Source organism: Pseudomonas urethralis (assembly GCF_021602465.1).
In the GTDB taxonomy this organism is placed as follows: Bacteria; Pseudomonadota; Gammaproteobacteria; order Pseudomonadales; family Pseudomonadaceae; genus Aquipseudomonas; species Aquipseudomonas vlassakiae.
On the sequence record NZ_BQIJ01000006.1, the window covers coordinates 49,497 to 71,138 of the forward strand.

Annotated in this window: 23 protein-coding genes and 1 tRNA gene; 14 read left to right on the forward strand and 10 right to left on the reverse strand. The window is 63.3% G+C overall.

The annotated features are described in order from the left end of the window. Window positions 1-141: 141 nt before the first annotated feature. Window positions 142-387, reverse strand: a complete 246-nt coding sequence (locus L6D64_RS11765) for a TIGR02647 family protein (RefSeq protein ID WP_176509183.1) — start codon at window positions 385-387, stop codon at window positions 142-144. A gap of 69 nt (window positions 388-456) precedes the next feature. Continuing rightward, window positions 457-756, reverse strand: a complete 300-nt coding sequence (locus tag L6D64_RS11770; RefSeq protein ID WP_099813889.1) for a hypothetical protein — start codon at window positions 754-756, stop codon at window positions 457-459. A gap of 147 nt (window positions 757-903) precedes the next feature. Between L6D64_RS11770 and L6D64_RS11775 the strand changes: the two genes are divergently transcribed. Next, window positions 904-1,566 (forward strand): glutathione S-transferase, encoded by a 663-nt coding sequence (locus L6D64_RS11775; RefSeq protein WP_176509182.1) that lies wholly within the window; start codon window positions 904-906, stop codon window positions 1,564-1,566. 138 nt (window positions 1,567-1,704) lie between these two features. Here L6D64_RS11775 and argH read toward each other — a convergent pair whose 3' ends face one another. Further along, window positions 1,705-3,099 (reverse strand): argininosuccinate lyase, encoded by a 1,395-nt coding sequence (gene argH, locus L6D64_RS11780; RefSeq protein WP_176509181.1) that lies wholly within the window; start codon window positions 3,097-3,099, stop codon window positions 1,705-1,707. 309 nt (window positions 3,100-3,408) lie between these two features. Between argH and L6D64_RS11785 the strand changes: the two genes are divergently transcribed. From L6D64_RS11785 to rsd, 7 genes are all read left to right on the forward strand, one after another. Continuing rightward, the gene (locus L6D64_RS11785) at window positions 3,409-4,158 is read left to right on the forward strand and encodes a LytR/AlgR family response regulator transcription factor (protein WP_176509180.1); all 750 of its coding nucleotides are present in this window, start codon (window positions 3,409-3,411) and stop codon (window positions 4,156-4,158) included. A gap of 172 nt (window positions 4,159-4,330) precedes the next feature. Continuing rightward, entirely contained in the window at window positions 4,331-5,272 is a 942-nt protein-coding gene (gene hemC, locus L6D64_RS11790) for a hydroxymethylbilane synthase (protein ID WP_176509179.1), read from the forward strand. Then, on the forward strand, window positions 5,269-6,051 hold the full coding sequence (locus L6D64_RS11795; RefSeq protein ID WP_176509178.1) for a uroporphyrinogen-III synthase: 783 nt from the start codon (window positions 5,269-5,271) through the stop codon (window positions 6,049-6,051). The genes hemC and L6D64_RS11795 overlap by 4 nt, the downstream gene beginning before the upstream one ends. Window positions 6,052-6,082: 31 nt before the next feature. Further along, window positions 6,083-7,183 (forward strand): uroporphyrinogen-III C-methyltransferase, encoded by a 1,101-nt coding sequence (locus L6D64_RS11800; protein WP_176509177.1) that lies wholly within the window; start codon window positions 6,083-6,085, stop codon window positions 7,181-7,183. After that, window positions 7,180-8,418: a heme biosynthesis HemY N-terminal domain-containing protein gene (locus L6D64_RS11805; RefSeq protein ID WP_176509176.1), complete on the forward strand. Its 1,239-nt coding sequence runs from the start codon at window positions 7,180-7,182 to the stop codon at window positions 8,416-8,418. The genes L6D64_RS11800 and L6D64_RS11805 overlap by 4 nt, the downstream gene beginning before the upstream one ends. Before the next feature lie 220 nt (window positions 8,419-8,638). Continuing rightward, a complete protein-coding gene (locus L6D64_RS11810; RefSeq protein ID WP_176509175.1) occupies window positions 8,639-9,145 on the forward strand; it encodes a disulfide bond formation protein B in 507 nt (168 codons plus the stop codon). 231 nt (window positions 9,146-9,376) lie between these two features. Further along, a complete protein-coding gene (rsd, locus tag L6D64_RS11815) occupies window positions 9,377-9,847 on the forward strand; it encodes a sigma D regulator (protein WP_176509174.1) in 471 nt (156 codons plus the stop codon). 9 nt (window positions 9,848-9,856) lie between these two features. Here rsd and L6D64_RS11820 read toward each other — a convergent pair whose 3' ends face one another. After that, window positions 9,857-10,522 (reverse strand): FKBP-type peptidyl-prolyl cis-trans isomerase, encoded by a 666-nt coding sequence (locus L6D64_RS11820; RefSeq protein ID WP_176509173.1) that lies wholly within the window; start codon window positions 10,520-10,522, stop codon window positions 9,857-9,859. A 315-nt stretch (window positions 10,523-10,837) separates the two neighbouring features. On the opposite strand from L6D64_RS11820, the gene L6D64_RS11825 reads away from it, so the two are divergent. Continuing rightward, window positions 10,838-11,893 carry an AlgP family protein gene (locus L6D64_RS11825; protein WP_176509172.1) on the forward strand — a complete coding sequence of 352 codons (1,056 nt, stop codon included), beginning with the start codon at window positions 10,838-10,840 and terminating at the stop codon, window positions 11,891-11,893. Here L6D64_RS11825 and L6D64_RS11830 read toward each other — a convergent pair. After that, window positions 11,869-12,351 (reverse strand): TIGR02444 family protein, encoded by a 483-nt coding sequence (locus L6D64_RS11830; RefSeq protein WP_176509171.1) that lies wholly within the window; start codon window positions 12,349-12,351, stop codon window positions 11,869-11,871. The two genes, L6D64_RS11825 and L6D64_RS11830, sit on opposite strands and share 25 nt — an antisense overlap. Window positions 12,352-12,401: 50 nt before the next feature. On the opposite strand from L6D64_RS11830, the gene L6D64_RS11835 reads away from it, so the two are divergent. Beyond that, window positions 12,402-14,312 carry an ATP-binding cassette domain-containing protein gene (locus tag L6D64_RS11835; RefSeq protein WP_176509170.1) on the forward strand — a complete coding sequence of 637 codons (1,911 nt, stop codon included), beginning with the start codon at window positions 12,402-12,404 and terminating at the stop codon, window positions 14,310-14,312. Between the two features lie 152 nt (window positions 14,313-14,464). Beyond that, a complete protein-coding gene (locus tag L6D64_RS11840; RefSeq protein ID WP_176509169.1) occupies window positions 14,465-15,097 on the forward strand; it encodes a LysE family transporter in 633 nt (210 codons plus the stop codon). Window positions 15,098-15,127: 30 nt separating this feature from the next. Here the strand turns inward: L6D64_RS11840 and L6D64_RS11845 are convergent, their stop codons facing one another. Both L6D64_RS11845 and L6D64_RS11850 read right to left on the reverse strand, forming a co-directional pair. Beyond that, window positions 15,128-15,880 (reverse strand): slipin family protein, encoded by a 753-nt coding sequence (locus L6D64_RS11845; RefSeq protein WP_176509168.1) that lies wholly within the window; start codon window positions 15,878-15,880, stop codon window positions 15,128-15,130. A 1-nt stretch (window position 15,881) separates the two neighbouring features. Beyond that, window positions 15,882-17,228 (reverse strand): NfeD family protein, encoded by a 1,347-nt coding sequence (locus L6D64_RS11850; protein WP_176509167.1) that lies wholly within the window; start codon window positions 17,226-17,228, stop codon window positions 15,882-15,884. A 97-nt stretch (window positions 17,229-17,325) separates the two neighbouring features. On the opposite strand from L6D64_RS11850, the gene L6D64_RS11855 reads away from it, so the two are divergent. From L6D64_RS11855 to L6D64_RS11865, 3 genes are all read left to right on the forward strand, one after another. Then, complete coding sequence (locus L6D64_RS11855) at window positions 17,326-17,784, forward strand: aminoacyl-tRNA deacylase (RefSeq protein ID WP_027916942.1); 459 nt, start codon at window positions 17,326-17,328, stop codon at window positions 17,782-17,784. 61 nt (window positions 17,785-17,845) lie between these two features. Next, entirely contained in the window at window positions 17,846-18,088 is a 243-nt protein-coding gene (locus L6D64_RS11860) for a DUF2789 domain-containing protein (protein ID WP_054886437.1), read from the forward strand. Window positions 18,089-18,156: 68 nt separating this feature from the next. After that, window positions 18,157-18,795 carry a hypothetical protein gene (locus L6D64_RS11865; protein ID WP_054886436.1) on the forward strand — a complete coding sequence of 213 codons (639 nt, stop codon included), beginning with the start codon at window positions 18,157-18,159 and terminating at the stop codon, window positions 18,793-18,795. Window positions 18,796-18,801: 6 nt separating this feature from the next. Here L6D64_RS11865 and L6D64_RS11870 read toward each other — a convergent pair whose 3' ends face one another. The 3 genes from L6D64_RS11870 to L6D64_RS11880 all read right to left on the reverse strand — a co-directional run bounded on the left by L6D64_RS11870 (window position 18,802) and on the right by L6D64_RS11880 (window position 21,406). Beyond that, on the reverse strand, window positions 18,802-19,239 hold the full coding sequence (locus tag L6D64_RS11870; protein WP_176509166.1) for a CBS domain-containing protein: 438 nt from the start codon (window positions 19,237-19,239) through the stop codon (window positions 18,802-18,804). Between the two features lie 205 nt (window positions 19,240-19,444). Continuing rightward, window positions 19,445-21,172 carry a dipeptidase gene (locus tag L6D64_RS11875; protein ID WP_176509165.1) on the reverse strand — a complete coding sequence of 576 codons (1,728 nt, stop codon included), beginning with the start codon at window positions 21,170-21,172 and terminating at the stop codon, window positions 19,445-19,447. Between the two features lie 157 nt (window positions 21,173-21,329). After that, window positions 21,330-21,406 (reverse strand) — tRNA-Arg (locus tag L6D64_RS11880). Between the last annotated feature and the right edge of the window lie 236 nt (window positions 21,407-21,642).

Here is a 21,642-nt window from a genome sequence, read left to right on the forward strand (position 1 = left end):
GATTATTGGCGCCATTTTTCTATCGCATTTCGGCGCGGCCTGTGTAGGAGCGAGTTCACTCGCGAACAAGGGCGTAGCCCTTGCCATGCACCGTAGTGCTTGCTTCGCGGGTAAACCCGCTCCCACAGGGCCGGTGCAGGGTCAGGCGGGCTGTGGGGCTTTGAGGACGTTCAACAGCAACTGCACGCTCTCCACCGCATCATGCCCCAGGCTGGTCAGGTAACCGCCATCGGGTTGATCGGTCAGTTGCTTGGCATGCAGGCGCTTGGCCGCGGCGACCAGGGCGGGGGAGGCATTGGCGTGAATCTTGATGCCTTCCTGGTTGCTGTCCAGGTTGAACAGGGCGAGCACTTCCAGTTCGGCGATCAGTTCGGGGCTAAAGGACATGGCGACTCCTGACTTCCAGACAAGGATGGCGGCACCGCCAGCGGTGCCTGATCCAAGAGTGTAGTCGGGTTATTCGTCGTCGCTTTGACCCATCTCAGGCGGCAGCTCGGGCAGGGCACGCAGGGCGGTCTCATACCACTCGCCGTTGAATGCGCGGTCCTCCTGGAGCATGTTGTCGATTTCGAAGGCCAGAACGTGGGCCATGAGGTTGAGGATGTCTTCGCGCTCATAGCCGACCAGGGTCAGCTTGTTGAAGGTGGCCTTGGCCGCTGGCGGCTCGCCGCTTTCGATCTGGTTTTCGATGGCTTCGGTCAGCGTCGCTTCGGCGAAGGCTTCGTCGTCATTGTCGATTTCGTCGTGTTCGCTCATGGCGCTACTCCTGTGGGGGGACGCACAGTTTGCCACGCCTGCGTTGGCAATGCCTGGTCATCGACAGGGCGCATGACGCTGGTCAGGCTTGTGTGGACGGTTTATAAGAACCGAGCCATCCCCACACGGCCTGGAGGCTGTAACCCGATGCTCAAGCTTTACGGATTCTCGGTCAGCAACTACTACAACATGGTCAAGCTGGCCCTGCTGGAGAAAGGCCTGCCTTTCGAGGAAGTCACCTTCTACGGCGGGCAGGCGCCGCATGCGCTGGAAGTCAGCCCGCGGGGCAAGGTGCCGGTGCTGGAAACCGAACACGGCTTCCTCAGCGAAACCAGCGTCATCCTCGACTATATCGAGCAGACCCAAGGTGGCAAGGCGCTGCTGCCCAGCGACCCGTTCGGCCAGGCCAAGGTGCGCGAACTGCTGAAGGAAATCGAACTGTACATCGAGCTGCCGGCGCGTACCTGCTACGGCGAGTCGTTCTTCGGCATGCCGGTGGAGCCGCTGGTCAAGGAGCGCGCCCGTACCGACTTGCTGGCGGGGTTTGCCACGCTCAAGCGCAATGGCCGTTTCGCGCCTTATGTGGCGGGTGAGCACCTGACCCTGGCCGACCTGATGTTCTGCTTCTCGGTGGACCTGGCGTGCGCGGTAGGCAAGAAAGTGCTGGGTATCGACTTCCTGGCGGACTTCCCGCAGGCGAAGGCGTTGCTGCAACTGCTGGGCGGGAACCCGCACATGGCGCGGATCGTGGCGGACAAGGAGGCCTCGATGCCGGCCTTCATGGAGATGATCCGCAGCGGCAAGCGCTGAGACCGCGTTGGAGTCATCGCGGGTTAACCCGCTCCCTCAGGTACTGCACTGCTTTTGGCGCCTGTGCAATACCTGTGGGTGCGGGTTCATCGAGGCGTCGAACCGCCGCGAACGAGGGCGAAGCCCTCGCAATGGGCTTTAGCGCGAAGCCAGCAGGGCCTTGCCGCGAGCCACGGCAGCACGCACCTGGGCTGGCGCGGTTCCACCGATGTGGTTACGGGCATTCACCGACCCCTCCAGGGTCAGCACGGCAAACACGTCCTGCTCGATCTGGTCGCTGAACTGGCGCAGTTCGTCCAGGCTCATCTCGGCCAGGTCCTTGCCCGTGTCGACGCCATACTTCACCGCGTGGCCGACGATCTCGTGGCAGTCACGGAACGGCAGGCCGCGGCGAACCAGATAGTCGGCCAGGTCGGTCGCGGTGGAGAAACCGCGCAGAGCCGCTTCGCGCATGATGGCGTGCTTGGGCTTGATCGCCGGGATCATGTCGGCAAAGGCGCGCAGCGAGTCGCGCAGGGTGTCGGCGGCGTCGAACAGCGGCTCCTTGTCTTCCTGGTTGTCCTTGTTGTAGGCCAGCGGCTGGCCTTTCATCAGGGTCAGCAGGCCGGTCAGGGCGCCGAATACACGGCCGCTCTTGCCGCGCACCAGCTCCGGTACGTCCGGGTTCTTCTTCTGCGGCATGATCGAGCTGCCGGTGCAGAAGCGATCAGGCAGGTCGATGAACTGGAACTGCGCGCTGGTCCACAGCACCAGTTCCTCGGAGAAGCGCGACAGGTGCATCATCGCCACGCTGGCGGCCGCGCAGAATTCGATGGCGAAGTCACGGTCCGAGACGCCGTCCAGCGAGTTGCCGGCCACGGCTTCGAAGCCCAGCAGCTTGCAGGTCAGCTCACGGTCGATAGGGTAGGTGGTGCCGGCCAGCGCGGCACTGCCCAACGGCATGCGATTGGCGCGCTTGCGGCAGTCGACCAGGCGCTCGTAGTCGCGGCTGAGCATTTCGAACCAGGCCAGCAGGTGGTGGCCGAAGGTGACCGGCTGGGCAGTCTGCAGGTGGGTGAAGCCAGGCATGATGGTTTCGGCTTCGCGTTCGGCCTGCTCCAGCAGACCCTGCTGCAGACGGGTGATCTCGGCCAGGATCAGGTCGATCTCGTCACGCAGCCACAGGCGGATGTCGGTGGCCACCTGGTCGTTGCGGCTACGGCCGGTGTGCAGCTTCTTGCCGGTGATGCCGATGCGGTCGGTCAGGCGTGCTTCGATGTTCATGTGCACGTCTTCGAGGTCGACACGCCAGTCGAAGCTGCCAGCCTCGATTTCGCCCTGGATGGTTTTCAGGCCATCGATGATGGTGTCGCGCTCGGCATCGCTGAGGACGCCGACCTGTGCCAGCATGGTGGCGTGGGCGATCGAACCCATGATGTCGTGGCGGTACAGGCGCTTGTCGAAGTCGACCGAGGCGGTGAAACGGGCGACGAAGGCGTCGACGGGCTCACTGAAGCGGCCGCCCCAGGACTGGTTGGTCTTGTCGGTGCTCATGGATTCACTCTATGCAGGCGTGAACGAAAAAGTGGCGCCGATAATAGCAGGGTTGGGCCTGACACCGCAGGACATCGGTCGACAGAAACCGGTGGCAAACATCGGTAAAGGTGGGCGAAGACGATATTCACCGATTGAACGGCAGTGTTCCACGGACCGTCTACAGTTGGACAGAGGACTGGCAGCTATTCTGCTGGCTCAGTGAATCTTTGGCCTTCGTATCGGTCTAGAGCGTGACCGCAGCGTCGCTCGACCTGCTCTTGTCTACGCTATACCTGTGCGAGACTCACTCAGGAATCCAGAGCAATTATGAATGTCCTGATCGTTGATGACGAACCCCAAGCCCGTGAACGCCTCACACGGCTATTCGCTGAACTGGAGGGTTACACCGTGCTGGAGCCCAGCGCCACCAACGGCGAGGAGGCTCTGACACTGATCGAAAGCCTCAAGCCGGATGTGGTACTGCTGGACATCGGCATGCCAGGCCTGGATGGCTTGCAGGTTGCTGCTCGCCTGTGCGAACGCGAAGCGCCACCGTCCGTGGTGTTCTGTACCGGCGACGATGAATACGGTGCCGAGGCGTTCAAGGACAGCACCCTCAGCCACGTGACCAAGCCAATCCAGCCTCAGGCCCTGCGCGATGCCTTGCGCAAGGCCGAGAAGCCCAACCGTGCCCAGCTGGCGGCCTTGACCCGGCCTGGCAGCGAAGGCGGTGGGCCGCGCAGCCATATCAGTGCGCGTACGCGCAAGGGTATCGAGCTGATTCCATTGCCCCAGGTGATCTATTTCATCGCCGACCACAAGTACGTGACCTTGCGCCACGAAGCCGGGGAGGTGCTGCTCGACGAGCCACTCAAGGCGCTGGAGGATGAATTCGGCGAGCGATTCGTGCGTATCCACCGCAATGCGCTGGTCGCGCGCGAACGCATCGAACGCCTGCAGCGCACGCCGTTGGGGCATTTCCAGCTATTCCTCAAGGGCCTCGACGGCGACGCCCTGACTGTCAGCCGCCGGCATGTGGCAGGCGTGCGCAAGATGATGCAAACACTCCAAGGCTGAGCCTGCATGGCAACGGCTGCGCCCTTGTGCGCGGCTGAAGCCGGTCCCACAGGTACGGCGCCGCCTGTAGGAGAGGCTTTGGCCGCGAAGGGCCCAGACGCTGATCCACATCTGCTGGCGATGCCGGTGATGCTGTTATCATCAGCGGCATTTCTCTGGATCGGGGCGTTTCATGTCCACTCGCGAAATCCGCATTGCCACCCGTAAAAGTGCCTTGGCCTTGTGGCAGGCCGAATATGTCAAAGCCCGCCTCGAGCAGGCGCACCCCGGTCTGCGGGTGACTCTGGTACCCATGGTCAGCCGCGGCGACAAGCTGCTCGACGCACCGCTGGCGAAAATTGGCGGCAAGGGGTTGTTCGTCAAAGAGCTGGAAACAGCGCTGCTGGACAACGAAGCCGACATCGCCGTGCATTCGATGAAGGATGTGCCCATGGACTTCCCCGATGGCCTGGGCCTGTTCTGCATCTGCGAGCGCGAAGACCCGCGTGATGCGTTCGTTTCCAATACCTTCGCCAGCCTCGACGCCCTGCCAGCCGGCAGCATCGTCGGCACCTCCAGCCTGCGCCGCCAGGCTCAGTTGCTGGCGCGTCGGCCGGACCTCAAAATCCACTTCCTGCGCGGCAACGTCAACACCCGCCTGGCCAAGCTCGATGCCGGCGAATACGACGCCATCATCCTCGCCGCCGCAGGCTTGATCCGCCTGGGCTTCGAGGATCGCATCAGCGATACCCTCAGCGTCGACCACAGCCTGCCAGCCGGTGGCCAGGGCGCGGTGGGTATCGAGTGCCGCAGCGCCGACACTGAAATCCATGCCCTGCTGGCGCCGCTGCACCATGCCGATACCGCCGACCGTGTAGTTGCCGAGCGTGCCTTGAACAAGCGCCTCAACGGCGGCTGCCAGGTGCCGATCGCCTGCTATGCGGTGCTCGAAGGCGATCAGCTGTGGTTGCGCGGCCTGGTTGGCCAGCCAAGTGGCGGGACCTTGCTGGTGGCGGACGCCCGTGCGCCGCGTGCGGCTGCCGAGACCTTGGGCGTGCAGGTCGCCGAAGCCCTGCTGGGTCAGGGCGCCGAAGCCATTCTCAAGGAAGTCTACGGCGAGGCCGGGCATCCGTGAGCTCCTGGCGCCTGCTGCTGACCCGGCCTGAAGAGGACTGCGCGGCACTGGCGCAGAGCCTGGCCGTTGCCGGTGTGGCCAGCAGTTGCCTGCCGTTGCTGGCCATCGAGCCTGTCGCGCTGGCTGACGCGCAGCGTCGGCAGCTGGCCGGGCTGGCGCAGTACCAGGCGATCATCGTGGTCAGCAAGCCGGCGGCACGGCTGCTGCTTGGGCAGCTGCAGGGCGCTGGCTTGCAAGCGCCCACCGCAGGCTGGTTTACCGTGGGTGAGGCGACCGCGGCAGTGCTGCAGTGCGCAGGCCTTCAGGTGACATTCCCCGTGCAAGGCGACGACAGCGAGGCCTTGCTCGCGCTCCCGGCCCTGCGCCAGGCTATTGCGGCGCCTGAGGCCCGCGTGCTGATTGTTCGTGGCGTCGGAGGTCGCGAACTGCTGGCCGAGCGTCTTGCAGAGCAAGGTGCTAGTGTCGAATATCTGGAACTGTATCGTCGCTGCCTGCCGGCGTACCCGGCGGGCACGCTGATGCGCCGCATAGAAGCGGAACGCCTCAATGGCCTGGTGGTCAGCAGTGGGCAGGGTCTTGAACATTTGCAGCAGATGGCTGGCGCCGACTGGCCGCAGGTAGCCAGGCTGGCGTTGTTCGTGCCCAGCCCGCGGGTCGCTGAACAGGCCCGGGCCGCCGGGGCCCAACAGGTTGTGGATTGCCGTGGCGCGAGTGCCACGGCCTTGCTGGCAGCCGTGCAGCGCAGCGCTGTACCTGCCTCTCAAGGCGCTTCGCACTAGCGCGAGGCGCCCCCATGCAAAGGATGGATACGTGAGCGAAACTGTCTTACCCAACAATGATCAGCCGTCGGCGCAGGAGCCGGCGCAACCCGTCACCGACAAGCCTGTAAAGCGCTCTGGCAGTGGTCTGGCCGTGCTGGCGCTGTTGCTGGGTGCGGCCGGGGTCGCAGTAGGGGGTTGGGGTGTCTGGCAGGTGCGACAGCTGCAAGGCAGCGAGGTGAACCAGGGTCAGCACCTTGAAGCCCTGAGCCAGCGCGCCGCGGCGCTGCAGCAGCGTGAGCAGCAGATCAGTGCACAACTGGCCAGCCTGCCGGCCGCCAGTGAGCTGGAAGACCGTCGCCGCCTGGTGGCGCAACTGCAAGGCGACCAGCAGCGTCTCAGCCAGCGTCTGGAAACCGCGCTTGGCGAAAGCCGCAAGGAGTGGCGCCTGGCCGAGGCCGAGCACCTGCTGCGCCTGGCTACCCTGCGCTTGTCGGCGCTGCAGGACATCACCAGCGCCAAGGCCCTGGTCGAAGGGGCCGACGAAATCCTCCGTGAACAGAGCGACCCTGGCGCCTTTGCCGCCCGCGAGCAACTGGCGCGCAGCCTGGCCACGCTCAACAGTACCCAGCAGCCGGACCGCACCGGTCTGTTCCTCAAACTCGCCGCCCAGCGTGAGCTGGTGCAACAGCTCAGCGCCCAGTCTCCCGAATTCGCCAGCAACGCCGATGCGCTTGGTGCGCTGACCGCCGATGGTGACGGGGCCAGTCGCCTGTCGCAGTGGTGGGCAGAAATCTCCAAGTACTTCCAGATCGACTTCAACGCCGATGACAATGTGCGGCCGTTGCTGGCTGGCCAGCAGCTGAACCAGTTGCGCCTGGCCCTGAGCCTGACCATCGAGCAGGCGCAGTGGGCTGCGCTCAATGGCGAGGCCAAGGTGTACAACCAGGCCCTGGATGATGCCCGTAGCGTGCTGCTGGCCAACTTCAATGCCGACAACCCGCAAAGCAAGGCGATGCTCGACAGCCTCAACGCGTTGGCTGAGCAGCCCGTCTCGGTAGTGACCCCGGACCTGAGCGAAAGCCTGGCGGCGGTGCAGGCGTACATTCAACGCCGCCATCTGCCAGCCGAGGCTGAAGGGGGCAAGCCATGAAGCGTGTCTACCTGCTGGCCGTACTGGCGATCGTGGTTGCCGCGGCGCTGGGCATCGCGGTGGCCAAGCACAGTGGTTATGTGCTGATTGCCTACGGTGGTTTCCGTTACCAGTCCGGATTGTGGGCGGCGCTCGCGGCGCTGGCGGCGGTGGTCGTCCTGCTGTTGCTGCTGCGTTATCTGGTCAGCTTGGTCCTGACCTCCAGTGGCGTGGTCAACCCGTGGTCGCGGCGTAACCGCAGCCGGCGCGTGCGGATCGCCATCGAACAGGGCCAGCTGGACCTGGCCGAGGGCCGCTGGGCCAGTGCCCAGCGCCACCTGCATCGTGCTGCCGAGGCCGAGCGCCAGCCGTTGCTGTATTACCTTGGCGCCGCCCGTGCCGCCAACGAACTGGGGCGCAAGGAGGACAGCGACAACCTGCTGGAACGTGCGCTGGAGCGCCAGCCCCAGGCGGAACTGGCCATTGCCTTGACCCATGCGCAACTGCAGATGGACCGCGGCGAGCGGGATGCTGCGTTGGAGACCTTGCTCGCCATGCAGGAGCGCCATCCGCATAACACTCAGGTCCTGCGCCTGTTGCAACGCCTGCATCTGGAGCGTGGCGATTGGTCGGCGCTGATCCGCCTGCTGCCGGACCTGCGCAAGAGCAAGGTGTTGCCGGCCGATGAGCTGGCCGCGCTGGAGAAACGCGCCTGGGGCCAGAACCTTGGCTTGGCGAGCACCCGTGGTGAGGATCCGCAAAGCGCCCGTCAGGCCCTTGAGCGTGCCTGGCAGCAGCTGACTGCGGCCCAGCGCCAAGAGCCGCAACTGGTCCTGGCCTATGCCGAACAGCTACGTCAGGTGGGTGCCCAGGGCGAAGCCGAGCAGGTGCTGCGCACCGCACTCAAGCGTGAGTACGAAAGCCATCTGGCGCGCCTGTATGGCCTGGTACGGGGTGATGATCCGGCGCGTCAGCTACAGACCGCCGAAGGCTGGCTGAAGGCCCACCCGGACGATCCGAGCCTGCTGCTCACTCTCGGCCGCCTGAGCCTGCAGAACCGCCTGTGGGGCAAGGCGCGCGACTATCTCGAAAGCAGCCTGCGAATGGAGCGTAATCCGGAAGCCTGTGCCGAGCTTGCGCGCCTGCTCGCCAGCCTGGGCGAGACCGAACGCAGCAATCAGTTGTTTGAAGAAGGCCTTGGGCTGCTCGATGAGCGTCTTCTGGCCCTGCCGTTGCCAGAAGCTGTACGCGCCTGAGCCCTGCATGAGCCCGCCCAACGGCGCGGGCTCATGGGTCGGGTAACCTGTTCTGCGGTGCAAGTTGGATTTGCAGTCTGTTCTTAGGAAGTTTCCTACAGCTTGTATGGACATTTCTCTTCCAATACAGCGACTTGTCACTCCAGTAGTGCCTTGAAACAAGCCCGGCCTTTCCTCTACCGTTCCAAGCCACTTCAACTTTCCCGGGACCTTTTTTCCCATGCCGATGGCCAGTCTGCGCACGCTTTTCATTCCGGCATGCCTTGCTTCGCTGGCAGTGTTGGGCGCTTCCTTTTATCTCGAAAGTGTCCTTGGGCTGGTGCCTTGCCCGCTGTGTTTCAGCCAGCGGCTATTGTTGGGGATCTATGCGCTGGTCTGTCTGAGCGCGGCGCTGCATGCACCCGGTATTACCGGGGTTCGGCTTTATGCGCGAACGGCAATGCTGAGCGCGGCCAGCGGCGCCTTGCTGGCGGCGCGGCATGTGTGGTTGCAGGGTGCAGGTGATGCGAGCCACCTGTGCCCTTTGCCGATCGGGCGCATGTTCGAGCTGTCCTGGCGTGAAGCTGTGCGACAACTGCTGCTCGGCGGTCCCGATTGCCGCTCGCTGACCTGGAGCTTCCTCGACCTGACCCTGCCGGAATGGAGCCTGCTGGCGTTTCTGTTACTGGCGGCACTGCCCCTGAGTTGCCTGCTGGCGTATCGTTTCCGCTCACTTGGCAATCCTTGACCTGGCGCATGCCGGTGGCCAATAGCGGACCAATGGTGGTGTCTCACGGTATTAAACGCTTGTATGAACTTTGTCCGCTGCGTACCTTGATGCTAAGCACGCGCGGGAATAATCTCCCAGCACGCATACTGAAAACACAACTGCTCGATGCCGTCCTGCTGATGTCACCTTTGTGCTGCACGGTCGTGGTGCGAGGTGCAGCGGCATCTACCCAGAAGGGAAGAGATCGCCATGCTCGATAGTTGTCAGAACGCCCAGGAACGCTGGGGCGGGGTTCACAAGCTGATCGACCGTTGGCTCGCGGAGCGAGAGGAGCTTGTCCAGGCTTTCCGTACCTTGCGTGTCGCCAAGCCGGCCTTTGCCGACAAGGAAAAGAACCGCGACTTCTGTGCGGTGCTGGTCGACTACGTGTCAGCCTGGCACTTCGAAGTGAGTGAGCAGCTGGTCACCGAGGCCAAGGCATTCGGGGATGAGAAGGCGCTGAAACTGGCCGAAGAGATCAACCCGCGGATCAACGACATTACCCAGATCGCACTGGCCTTCAACGATCATTGCGAGAAGGGCGAGTGCAAGGACACCGAGCGCTTCGCCGAGAAGCTCGGCAAGTTGGGCAGCCTGCTGCACGAACGCTTCGAGCTGGAAGACTGCCTGATCGAAGTGCTGCATAACGCGCACAAGGAAGAGGGCGCGGTCGAAGCCTGAAGGTCGGCGTCAGTTGCCGACCGCCAGTAACTCGATTTCGAATACCAGCGGCGTGTAGGGCGCGATCAGATCACCTGCGCCCTCGGCACCGTAGGCCCGTGCCGATGGGATCACCAGGCGCCAGGTCGAACCGGCTTTCATGTGTGGCAGGGCCACCTGCCAGCCGTCGATCACCGAGTCCAGGCTGAACCACTGCGGCTGCTGATTCTGGTCGAACACCGAACCATCCGGCAGCCTGCCGACATAGCGCACCTGCACCTTGCCGCCGGCTGTGGGTTGCGCCCCATTACCCGCTTTCAATTCGCTATACAGCACGCCTTCGGGCAGTTCGTGCACACCGGCACGCGCCCGCTCGTTGGCCATGAAGCGTGTTTCGACGGCCTGCAGTTTGACGACTTCGGCTTGTTCGGCGGCGCTATCGGCCTGTTCCTCATGCTGCTGGAGGATGGCCTCCATCCGTGCCTTGTCGAGTTTCAATGGCTGGCCCTGATAGGCCTGGCGCAGGCCCTCTACCAGCGCATCCAGTTGCAGACCGGGCACTTCCTGACGCAGGCGCTCCCCCAGGCTGGCGCCGAGGCTGTAGGCCAGGTCATGATCGTTGGCAGGGGCGGTATCGTTGGCGGCCAGGGCGAATGGCGCCATCAGGCATAGGCCAAAAGCAAGATAACGTGACATGGTTGGGTTCTGTTCCAGATGTGTGTAATGGCTCGGGTGTTTGGCGTGATTGATTTGTTGTCGTCGAGATCGAGCGCCGCCCGCGCGGCGCTCGATCTGCGCAATGATAAATGACCAGGTCATACACCCGGAAAGTCCCGGCATCAGGCAAAACCCTGCAACGTTTTGTTAAGCAACTACACTTGCACGGAGCTGCAAGATAACAACTTTGCCCAGGCATGCAACGCGGCACCCTCAATACTGTCAACATGCCCTAGCGGCGGTAGCAGCAGAAGCATAGTATGAGCCGCAATCTCGTCAGCCAGGAGGTAAACCATGTCGGCTAAAAAGAAGCCAGTAAGTACGCCGTTACACCTGCTCCAGCAACTTTCGGGCAGCCTGCTCGAACACTTGGAAGAGGCCTGCTCACAAGCGCTGGCTGATGCGGAGAAATTGCTGGCCAAGTTGGAAAAGCAGCGCGGCAAAGCCCAGGAAAAACTGCATAACGGCCGCCTGAAGTTGCAGGATGCGGCGAAGGCAGGCAAAGCCAAGGCGCAGAACAAGGCGCAGAAGGTGATCGGTGAACTTGAAGAACTGCTCGATTCGCTCAAGGAACGCCAGACCCAGACCCGTACTTACATTCAACAACTCAAGCGTGATGCCCAGGAAAGTTTGAAACTGGCTCAAGGTGTCGGCAAGGTGCGCGAGGCTGCAGGCAAGGCACTCGACCAGCGTGCAGTGGCGGCCAAGACTGCGAAACCAGCTGCTGCCAAAGCACCGGCCCGCAGCACCGCCAAGCCAGCGGTCGCCAAGGCCTCGACCAAACCAGCCGCTGCCAAGGCTCCAGCCCGCGCTGCTGCCAAGCCAGCCGCCAAGGCACCTGCTCGCGCTGCCAATGCCAAGCCGGTTGCCAGCAAGGCCCCAGCCAAAACCGCTGCCGCCAAACCGGCTGCCAAACCTGCTGCTGCCAAAACTCCAGCCAAGTCAGCGGCCGCCAAGCCTGCAGCAGCCAAAGCGCCGGCCAGAACCGCCTCGGCGAAGCCGGCCGCCAAACCTGTCGCTGCACAATCCACTGGCGCCAAGCCAGCCGCCAAAGCTGCTGCTGCCAAGGCTCCAGCCAAGCCTGCGGCAGCCAAACCCGTAGCAGCCAAAGCGGCCGCAAAGCCAGCGGCAGCCAAACCAGCAACAGCCAAGCCAGCGGCAGCCAAAGCACCGGCCAAGTCCGCTGCAAAACCTGCAGCGAAGGCCCCGGCAAAACCCGTTGCAGCCAAAACTGCAGAAGCCAAACCGGCTGCGCCCGCTGCCAGTGCGCCAGCGACCAACTCGGCCGCTCCCGCTACTGCCTCGGTATCCACCAGCACTCCCGCTCAGACGCCGTCTTCGGCTTCCTGAAGCGCTGCCGCTGCGACGCGCAAGTCAACCAGCGCGTCGTGGCCGCGTGCCTGGTCCGGCGCCAGCCGGTCAAGCCAATCGTCCGTAGGCTCTAGCGAGCCTATGGGCCATTGTTGCGCACAGGTTTGCAGCCGTTGCAGCAACTGCTTCTCCGCTTCCAACTCCAGCCCCTTCAATTGCTCACGCAACGCCGCCAGGTGCGTATCGTGTTGTGCAGGCGAACGCCATTGCTGGCGCAGGCTACGTAACGGCGCCACCACATCGTGTTGCCATGGCCCGGCAATCGCACGCAGGGCCTGAGCGCGTTCTTCGCTGAAGGGCACTGCACGCGCCTGCAACCAGGTTGCACACAGCAGCAGGCAGACGTCGCCCCCCATCGCCTGAACATTCAGACAAGCCGTTTCGACGCCCGGGCGGGCATACAGCGCCAAGGCGTGATTCCACAGGTCGGTGTACATGATTCCACTCACGCTGCGGGCCGAGGAAGCTGGTAGACTCCGCGACCACTATGATCAGACTATCCAACCTCACTTTACAGCGTGGTCCGCAGCGCTTGCTAGAAGGCGCCGAGATGACCCTGCACGCCGGTCACAAGGCCGGCCTGATCGGCGCCAATGGCGCCGGAAAATCCAGCCTGTTCGCCCTGCTGCGCGGCGAGCTGTCGCCTGATGCCGGCGATTGCCAGCTGCCCGGCGACTGGCGCATTGCCCACATGCGCCAGGAGGTCGATACGCTCGACCGCCTGGCGGTGGACTATGTGCTCGACGGTGACGCCCGCCTGCGCAAGGTCCAGGCCGAACTGGCCGTTGCCGAGCAGGCCCATGACGGCACTGCGCTGGCGCGCCTGCACAGTGAGCTGGAAGTTGCCGACGGTTACACCGCTGATGCCCGCGCTCGTAAATTGCTGGCGGGCCTGGGCTTCACCAACGAGCAGATGGACCGCCGCGTCGGTGACTTCTCCGGTGGCTGGCGGATGCGCCTGAACCTGGCCCAGGCGCTGATGTGCCCGTCTGACCTGCTGCTGCTCGACGAACCTACCAACCACCTCGATCTTGACGCGATCCTGTGGCTGGAAGACTGGCTCAAGGGTTACCCGGGCACGCTGTTGCTGATTTCCCACGACCGCGATTTCCTCGATGCCGTGGTCGACCATGTGCTGCACGTCGAGCAGCGCAAGCTCAACCTATACAAGGGTGGTTACACCGCCTTCGAGCGCACCCGTGCCGAGCGCCTGGCGCAGCAGCAGCAGGCCTACGAGAAGCAGCAAGCACAGCGCGCGCACATGGAGAAGTACATCGCCCGCTTCAAGGCCCAGGCCACCAAGGCCCGCCAGGCACAGAGCCGGATCAAGGCCCTGGAGCGCATGGAAGAGCTGTCGGCCGCGCATGTCGATTCGCCGTTCGACTTCGTGTTCCGCGAATCGCAGAAAATCTCCAGCCCGCTGCTGAGCCTGTCCGAAGGCCGCCTGGGCTATGGCGACAAGGCGATTCTCGACAAGGTCAAGCTGCAGCTGGTCCCGGGTGCACGCATCGGTCTGCTCGGGCCCAACGGCGCCGGCAAGTCGACCCTGATCAAGAACCTCGCCGGTGAACTCGAGCCGCTGTCGGGCCGCCTGGTACGTGGCGAGAACCTTGCCGTCGGCTACTTCGCCCAGCACCAGCTCGACTCGCTGGACGACAAGGCCAGCCCGCTGCTGCATCTGCAGCGCATCGCACCCACCGAGCGCGAGCAGACCCTGCGCGACTTCCTGGGTGGCTTCGACTTCCACGGCGACCGCGTCGACGAGCCGGTGGTGAACTTCTCCGGTGGTGAGAAGGCCCGCCTGGCCCTGGCGCTGATAGCCTGGGAGCGGCCGAACCTGCTGCTGCTCGACGAACCGACCAACCACCTCGACTTGGAAATGCGCCTGGCGCTGACCATGGCCCTGCAGGAGTTCGCCGGTGCCGTGGTGGTGGTTTCCCACGACCGTCACCTGCTCAAGAGCACCACCGACGACTTCCTGCTGGTGGCCGATGGCAAGGTCGAGACCTTCGATGGCGACCTCGACGACTACGGCCGCTGGCTGGTCGAGTACCGCCAGCGCAGTGCGCCGGCCAGCAACGCCCCGGTCAACCCGGACAAGACCGACAAGAAGGCCCAGCGCCAGGCTGCGGCAGCCTTGCGCCAGCAGTTGGCACCGCACAAGAAGGCGGCCGACAAGCTGGAGACCGAGCTCAACCAGGTGCATGCGCAACTGGCCGAGATCGAGACTGCGTTGGGTGACGGTGGTGTGTATGAGGCGGCGCGCAAGGATGAATTGCGTGATCTGCTGGCTCGGCAGACCAAGTTGAAGCAGCGTGAGGGCGAGCTTGAGGAAGCCTGGATGGAGGCGCTGGAAACGCTGGAGAGCATGCAGGCTGAGCTGGAAGCGCTTTCCTGAAAGGTCTCTATCGCCTGGGCTGGCCTCTTCGCGGATGAATCCGCTCCTGCAGGGGCCCGTGCAGGCGATGGAATGCCCGCAGAATTTGCTGGTTATTTTTTCGCCAAAACCTTAGCTTAACGTTTTGCAACAGTTGTTGAGCGAGGTGTGAAATGTCGATGGAAGTGTGGCTGGGCTTCTTTGCCGCCTGCTGGGTGATCAGCCTGTCGCCGGGTGCCGGGGCGATTGCCTCGATGTCCAGCGGGCTACAGTACGGCTTCTGGCGTGGCTACTGGAATGCCCTGGGCCTGCAGCTGGGCCTGATCATGCAGATCGCCATCATTGCCGCCGGCGTCGGCGCAATCCTCGCTGCATCCGCCACCGCTTTTCAGCTCATCAAGTGGTTCGGCGTGGGCTACCTGGTCTACCTCGCCTACAAGCAATGGCGCGCCTTGCCCATGGACATGACCGATGAAGCCGCCGTGCGCCCGATTGGCAAGCCGCTGAGCCTGGTGTTCCGCGGCTTCCTGGTCAACGTCAGCAACCCCAAGGCGCTGGTGTTCATGCTGGCCGTGCTGCCGCAGTTCATCAACCCTCACGCGCCGTTGCTGCCGCAATACATCGCGATCACCGTGACCATGGTCAGCGTCGACATGCTGGTGATGGCGGGGTACACCGGGCTGGCTTCCCGCGTGTTGCGGCTGTTGCGCACGCCCAAGCAGCAAAAGCGCCTGAACCGGACCTTTGCCGGGCTGTTCATCGGCGCGGCGACCTTCCTCGCCACCCTGCGCCGGGCGCCAATCTGATCGAATCCCGGGGCTGCCCTGCGGCCCCGGTCATTTCTGCTTGTCCACCAGCCCCTTGAGCAAGTCGACCGGTAACGGAAAGACAATGGTCGAGCTCTTGTCGCCGGCAATCGCCCCCAGCGTCTGCATGTAACGCAACTGCATGGCCCCCGGCTCTTTGCTGAGCATCTGCGCGGCCTGCATCAGTTTCTCTGACGCCTGCAGCTCGCCCTCGGCATGGATTACCTTGGCCCTCCGTTCACGTTCGGCCTCCGCCTGACGGGCAATGGCGCGGACCATCGACTCGTTGAGGTCGACGTGCTTGATCTCGACGTTGGCGACCTTGATGCCCCAGGCATCGGTCTGTGCGTCCAGTACCTGGCGAATGTCCGAATTCAGCTGCTCGCGCTCGGCCAGCAGCTCGTCCAGCTCATGCTTGCCCAGCACCGCACGCAAGGTGGTCTGGGCCAACTGGCTGGTGGCGACGAGGAAGTCTTCGACCTGGATGATCGCCTTCTGCGGGTCGAGCACGCGGAAATACACCACCGCATTGACCTTTACCGACACGTTGTCGCGGGTGATCACATCCTGTGGCGGCACATCCAGCACCACGGTACGCAGGTCGACCCGGACCATCTGCTGGATCACCGGGACCAGCAGGATCAGCCCCGGCCCCTTGACCTGCCAGAAGCGCCCCAACTGGAACACCACGCCACGCTCGTACTCGCGCAGGATGCGAAATGCCGACAGCAACAGCATCACCAGCACGATCAGCACGGCACCGAACCCCACTTGCATGAACATGTCAGTCTCCTTGCGCCGCAGGCGCGGCGGCACTTACTTCCAGTGTCACGCCATGGCGTGCTATAACCCGGACGTGCTGCCCGGCCTGCAGCGGCGTGGTGCACTGGGCTTGCCATTGTTCGCCCTGGGCCTGGACCGAGCCGCAGAACGGGTTGTCCGCCATCACCTGGGTCACCGTCACCAGGCTGCCGACCAGCCCGGCGTCACCGCTGACCAGCGCCCGTCGGCGCGCCTTGATGGCCATGCCTGCCACGCCGCCGATCAGCAGGGCCGAAAGGACGGCGAGGGTGCCTATCAGCACCACGGGGATGCCGAAACCCGGGGCATCGGTGTCGATCAGGATCACGGCGCCAGCGATGAAGGCCACGATGCCGCCGAAGCCGACCACGCCAAAACTGGGCAGGAACGCCTCGGTGACCATGAAGGCGATGCCGAGCAGGATCAGTGCCACGCCGGCGAAGCTCACCGGCAACAGCTGCAGGGCATACAGCGCCAGCAGCAGGCAGATGCCGCCGACCACTCCGCCCAGTGCGGAACCTGGGTTCATGAACTCGAACAACAGGCCGTATACGCCGATCATGATCAGGATCAGCGCCACACTGGGATGGGTGATCACGGCCAGCAGGCGCGTGCGCCAGTCCGGCAGGCGTTCGATCACGGCAGCATCCCGGGTCTGAAGCCGCTGTGGTTGGCCGGCGGCGACCAAGGTCTTGCCGTCGATCTGGTGCAGCAGCGCAGGCAGGTCGTTGGCTACCTGGTCGATCACGTTCAGGCGCAGTGCTTCACTGGCCGGCAAGCTGACCGCCTCACGCACCGCTTGTTCTGCCCAGTCGGCATTGCGCCCGCGCAGCTGGGCCAGGCCTCGGATATAAGCGGTGGCGTCGTTGACCTGTTTGCGGGCCAGGGTCTGTTCATCGTCGCTCGGCTTGGCCTTGTCGTCCTTCGGCGCACCGGGCAGGCCACCCATCTGCACGGGCGTGGCGGCACCGAGGTTGGTCCCGGGGGCCATGGCGGCGACGTGGCTGGCATAGAGGATGTAGGTGCCAGCGCTGGCGGCACGGGCGCCGCTGGGGGCAACGTAACTGACGACCGGCACGGGGCTTGCCAGAATCGCCTTGATCATCAGGCGCATGGCACTGTCCAGCCCGCCGGGGGTATCCAGGCGCAGCACCACCAACTGGGCACCTTGGGCCTTGGCCTGGTCGAGATTGCGAACCAGGTAGTCAGCGCTGGCCGGGCCGATGGCGTCATCAATGCCCAATACCCAGACGCTACCGGGCGCTGCCAGGCTCGCCGGGGCAAGGCCAAGCAGCAACAGCAGCAGCCAGCGGCAACATCGAGTGATCACCTGTCGTCACCTCGTTGACCTCTCTGCTTGAAGTTTAGCCATGCCTGCCGGCCCAAGGCCTAAAATTGAAGGTTGGGGGCGAAACCGGAGGTGCATCATGCGTATGGCCAAGACCCTGCAGCAGCGCCTGGACCAGGCCAACTGCGACTACGACATCATTCCCCACCCACACTCGGCCACCAGCCTGGAGTCGGCGCGCACGGCGGGCGTACCTGCCGAGCGGGTGGCCAAGTCGGTCATGCTCGACGACCGTCATGGCAACTACATCATGGCCGTGCTGCCGGCCAATCGGCACATGGACATGAGCAAGGTGCGCATGTCTGGCGCCTGGCAACTGACTCGCGAAAGCGCCTTGCCGATGCTGTTCGGCGATTGCGAAAGGGGCGCCATCCCGGCAATGGGTGACGCCTATCAGATAAAGATGCTGCTCGATTCGAGTCTTACCCGCCAGGGCGATGTCTACCTGGAGGCAGGTGACCACGATCACCTGATCCACATGAGCATGGAGCAGTACCTGAAACTGGTACCGCAAGCCGAAGTACGAGAACTGTGCTGATGACAACCAACCCATGCCGGGCCGGGCGCACTGCTGGCCGGCCCGGTGCTAAGGAGGCAACATGGAAAAACCGAACCACCACTTCTCGGAAATCTTCAAGCAACTGGGCCTGCCTGATGACCCAGTCGAAATCGAGCGCTTCATCACCACGCACTCGCCGCTGGATGACGGCGTAAAACTGGTAGACGCGCCTTTCTGGACGGAAGGGCAGCGGGCGTTTCTCAAGGAAAGCTATACCGCCGATGCTGACTGGATACCTATGATCGACCAGTTGAACGAGGCACTTCATCCCAAGAAAAAATAAGTGCCGAGCGGCACCTGACGAGTGATCGGCCGTTGCTATGCTCAGGAAAAACAACAGGGGATAGCGTGATGAAAGATCCCTACGCACCAGGTTTCTGGTGCTCCGTGACGATCCTGGGCACCCTGACGGCCGGCTACTTCTACGGCATACGCCACACCCAGCAGATGAACCAGGCCATACAGTTTCTCTACGCCGCCGCCGCCGTCACTGGCGCGGTGGCGTTGCTGGCCCTGACCTGGATTGCCTGGCAGCAGTTACGCTTGAACAAGCGTGAAGTGATTCAAGGCCGAACGTTGCTCACCATCTGGGACACCAAGGTTGCACTGCGCCGTGTCGAGACGGTGTTCGACCGCTATTTCTGGGGCAGCTACTGGCATTCCGGGCGCACCTTCGAGGAAGTGATGGGCGAACTCAAGGGTACGCCGCTGGAGCAGAGCCTGGATGCATTGAAGCGCCAGTGCCGGGCGCTCGACCGGGAAATCCACGACCATCATCACCACTGGCTGGCCAATGCCCGCGACCTGTCCAGCGTGGCCACGGCCATGGCCCGCGAGCGGTATCAGCTGGATCTGTGCGAGCCGTCGAGCAACGGCCATGGCAATACCGCCGTGCTCAACCGTGACCTGGAAGTGTTGGTGTACACCTGGTCGGCGCGCCTGCGCAGTTTCGACCATCAGTTGGACGAACTGGAGCGCGCCTACCATTGAGGCCGGCTATTCGCCGCGAATGTAGCCTTCCAGCTGCTTGATCAGGCTGGCCTGCTCGGCGATGGTTTCCTTCACCAGGTCACCGATCGATAGCAGCCCGAGCAGCTTGCCTTCCTCGACGACTGGCAGGTGGCGCAGATGGCGGTCGGTCATCTGTTGCATGCAGTAATCCAGACTCTTCCTTGGGTCCACCGTGATCACCGGCGCGCTCATGATCTCGCGCACCGGTGTGGCGGCCGAGGAGCGGCCCCTGAGTACCAGCTTGCGGGCATAGTCGCGTTCACTGACGATGCCCACCACCTGATCGTTCTCCACGACGGGCAAGGCACCGACGTTCTTCTCCGCCAGCAGTTTCAGGGCGTCGAGCACCGAGTCATCCGGGCCGATGGTGTATACGGTCTGGTGCTGGGACTTGGTCTTGAGGATTTGGTCGACGGTCTTCATACGGGCCTCTGCGGGGGAAAAAGACGAGCTCCTGGGGTAAATAAAGCATCCGGGACGCCGGCCTGCACGGCAATGCAGGAAACGGCATCGAGTCGATTGAAAAACGTCATGGGTAGTGCCTGTACCGGCCTCAACGCGGCTAAAGCCGCTCCTGCAGGTATGCGCGAACATCCGGTGGAGCCGCGAAGAGGCCGGTACAGCTGACTTAGAGCTTCGGCATCTGCCCAATCCGCGCGACCATCTCGCTCACCACCTGCAGGTCGAGCATGAACTGTTCCACGGTCTTGAACTCGTTGTCGTTGTGCCCGGTGTACTTCACATCCGGCATGGCCAGACCGAACTGCACGCCGTTGGGCAGGTCATGCACCGACGTGGCGCCGGCCGAGGTGCCGAATTCGTGTTTCATGCCCAGGTTTTCGCTGGCCACATCGAGCAACGCCTTGACCCATTCGCCCTCGGGGTTGCGGAACATCGGCTCGTCGAGGCTGTAGTCGAAGGCCACCGAAGTGTGGCTCTGGCGGGTCCATTTGCCCAGTTTGTCGGCCAGCTGGTCCTTGATCAGGGCCAGTGGCTTGCCTTTGGGGATGCGCAGGTTCACGGCCAGCTTGAGGCCCTTGTCGTCCACGCCGACGAAGGTAAGCGAGGTGGTCAGCGGGCCCATGAACGCGTCCTCGAAGCCAATCCCCAGTTTCTTGCCCAGGTAGTCCAGGCCCCAGTTGTCGGCGGCGTAGCGGGCGGCATCGGTGAAGTGGTTGTGCTTGAGTGGTACCTGCTGGCCCAGGCCATTGAGGAAATCGAGCATGCGCGCCACCGGGTTGACGCCGGACTCTGGCTCCGAGGAGTGGGCAGACACACCGGTAACGGTGAGCAGCACGTTCTTGCCGTCGACCTTGGCGGTGATGCTGAAGTCATTGCCATGACGCTTCACATAGTCGGCCCCGGCCGTCTCCAGGTGCTTGGCAAGTTCCGCCGGGTTGTCGGCAACCAGGGTCGCCACCGACGTGGTCGGAATCTGGTTGGTCGCCAGGCCGCCGGTCAGGTTGACGATTTCCGCACCTTTGCCTGTGGCCGGGCGTTTGCTGAAGCTGGCCATGACCGTGCCGTAACCTTTTTCGGCAATCACCACCGGGTAGCCGCCATCGAGGGCCAGGTTGTAGTCGGGGGTAGGGTTGCGCTCGAAGTAGTAGGGGATGGCATCGCCACTGGTTTCTTCGGTGGTGTCGATCAACAGCTTGAACTGCCGGGCCAGTGGCAGCTTTTCGTCCTTGGCCACTTTCAGCGCATACAGCGCAACGATGATGCCGTTCTTGTCATCCTCGGTGCCACGGCCGTACATGCGGTCACCGACCAGGGTGACCTTGAACGGGTCGAGGCGGGTGCCGTCGGCAAGTTTCCAGTTGTCCGGGTTGACCGGCACCACGTCAGCGTGGGCGTGGATGCCGACCACTTCCTTGCCTTCACCCAGCGAGATCTCGTAGACGCGGTTGTCGACATTGCGGAAGGCCAGGCCGAAGCTCTCGGCCAGCGCCTTGATCTTGTCGGCGATCTTCACGAATTCGGGGTTTTCGTGCTGCGGCACCCCGTCGACGCTGAAGGTGGGGATGGCGACCAGCTCGCGCAGGTTTTCCGTGGCGGCCTTGGCGTACTTGATGCGGGTGTACAGGCCGAGCAGGCGGTTGATCTCATTCTGTTGCTCGGCTGCGAGCGGCTTGCCGGCCAGGTAGGCGTCGAGCGTGGCTGCGAGGTTGTCGGCCTTGGCCAGGTCGCTGCCTTGGAGTTTACCGAGGAATTGCTTGAAGTCGGCCGGGTTGCTGCCGTCGAAAGCTTTGACGATGGCGGCAGACTGTTGCTGGGACAGGTTGGCCTGGGCCGGTTGGGTGAACAGGCCAATGCTGGCCAGCATCAGAGCGGTGGAGAGTTTTTTCAGGTGCATGAGCACGCATTCCTTCGCGAATCATTGTTATGGGATACCCGTCGGGACGGGAGGGGACCCACGCTAACATCAATGACCCATGGCACGGGAGTGCCAGAAACGCGACATGTCGCACAAATGAAAAAGCCCCGGGCATGATCCCAGGGCTTTTCAGATATGGCGCACTCGGCGGGATTCGAACCCACGACCCCTGCCTTCGGAGGGCAGTACTCTATCCAGCTGAGCTACGAGTGCAACGCGCACGCATGATACCCATCTGATTCGGCGGCGTCCATCGCCTTGATCTATCGCTATTTTCTCGCCTGGCCCTTCGCGGCCAAAGCCGCTGCCACAGGTACTGCGCTGTCTGTAGCAGCGGCTTCAGCCGCGAGAGGGCCGGTACAGGCCGCCACAAATCCATCTATCCATATGCAATTTCAGTATTTCCTCAGCGGTTCTTATGTCCTCTATCCTCTGGTCACAACTTGTTA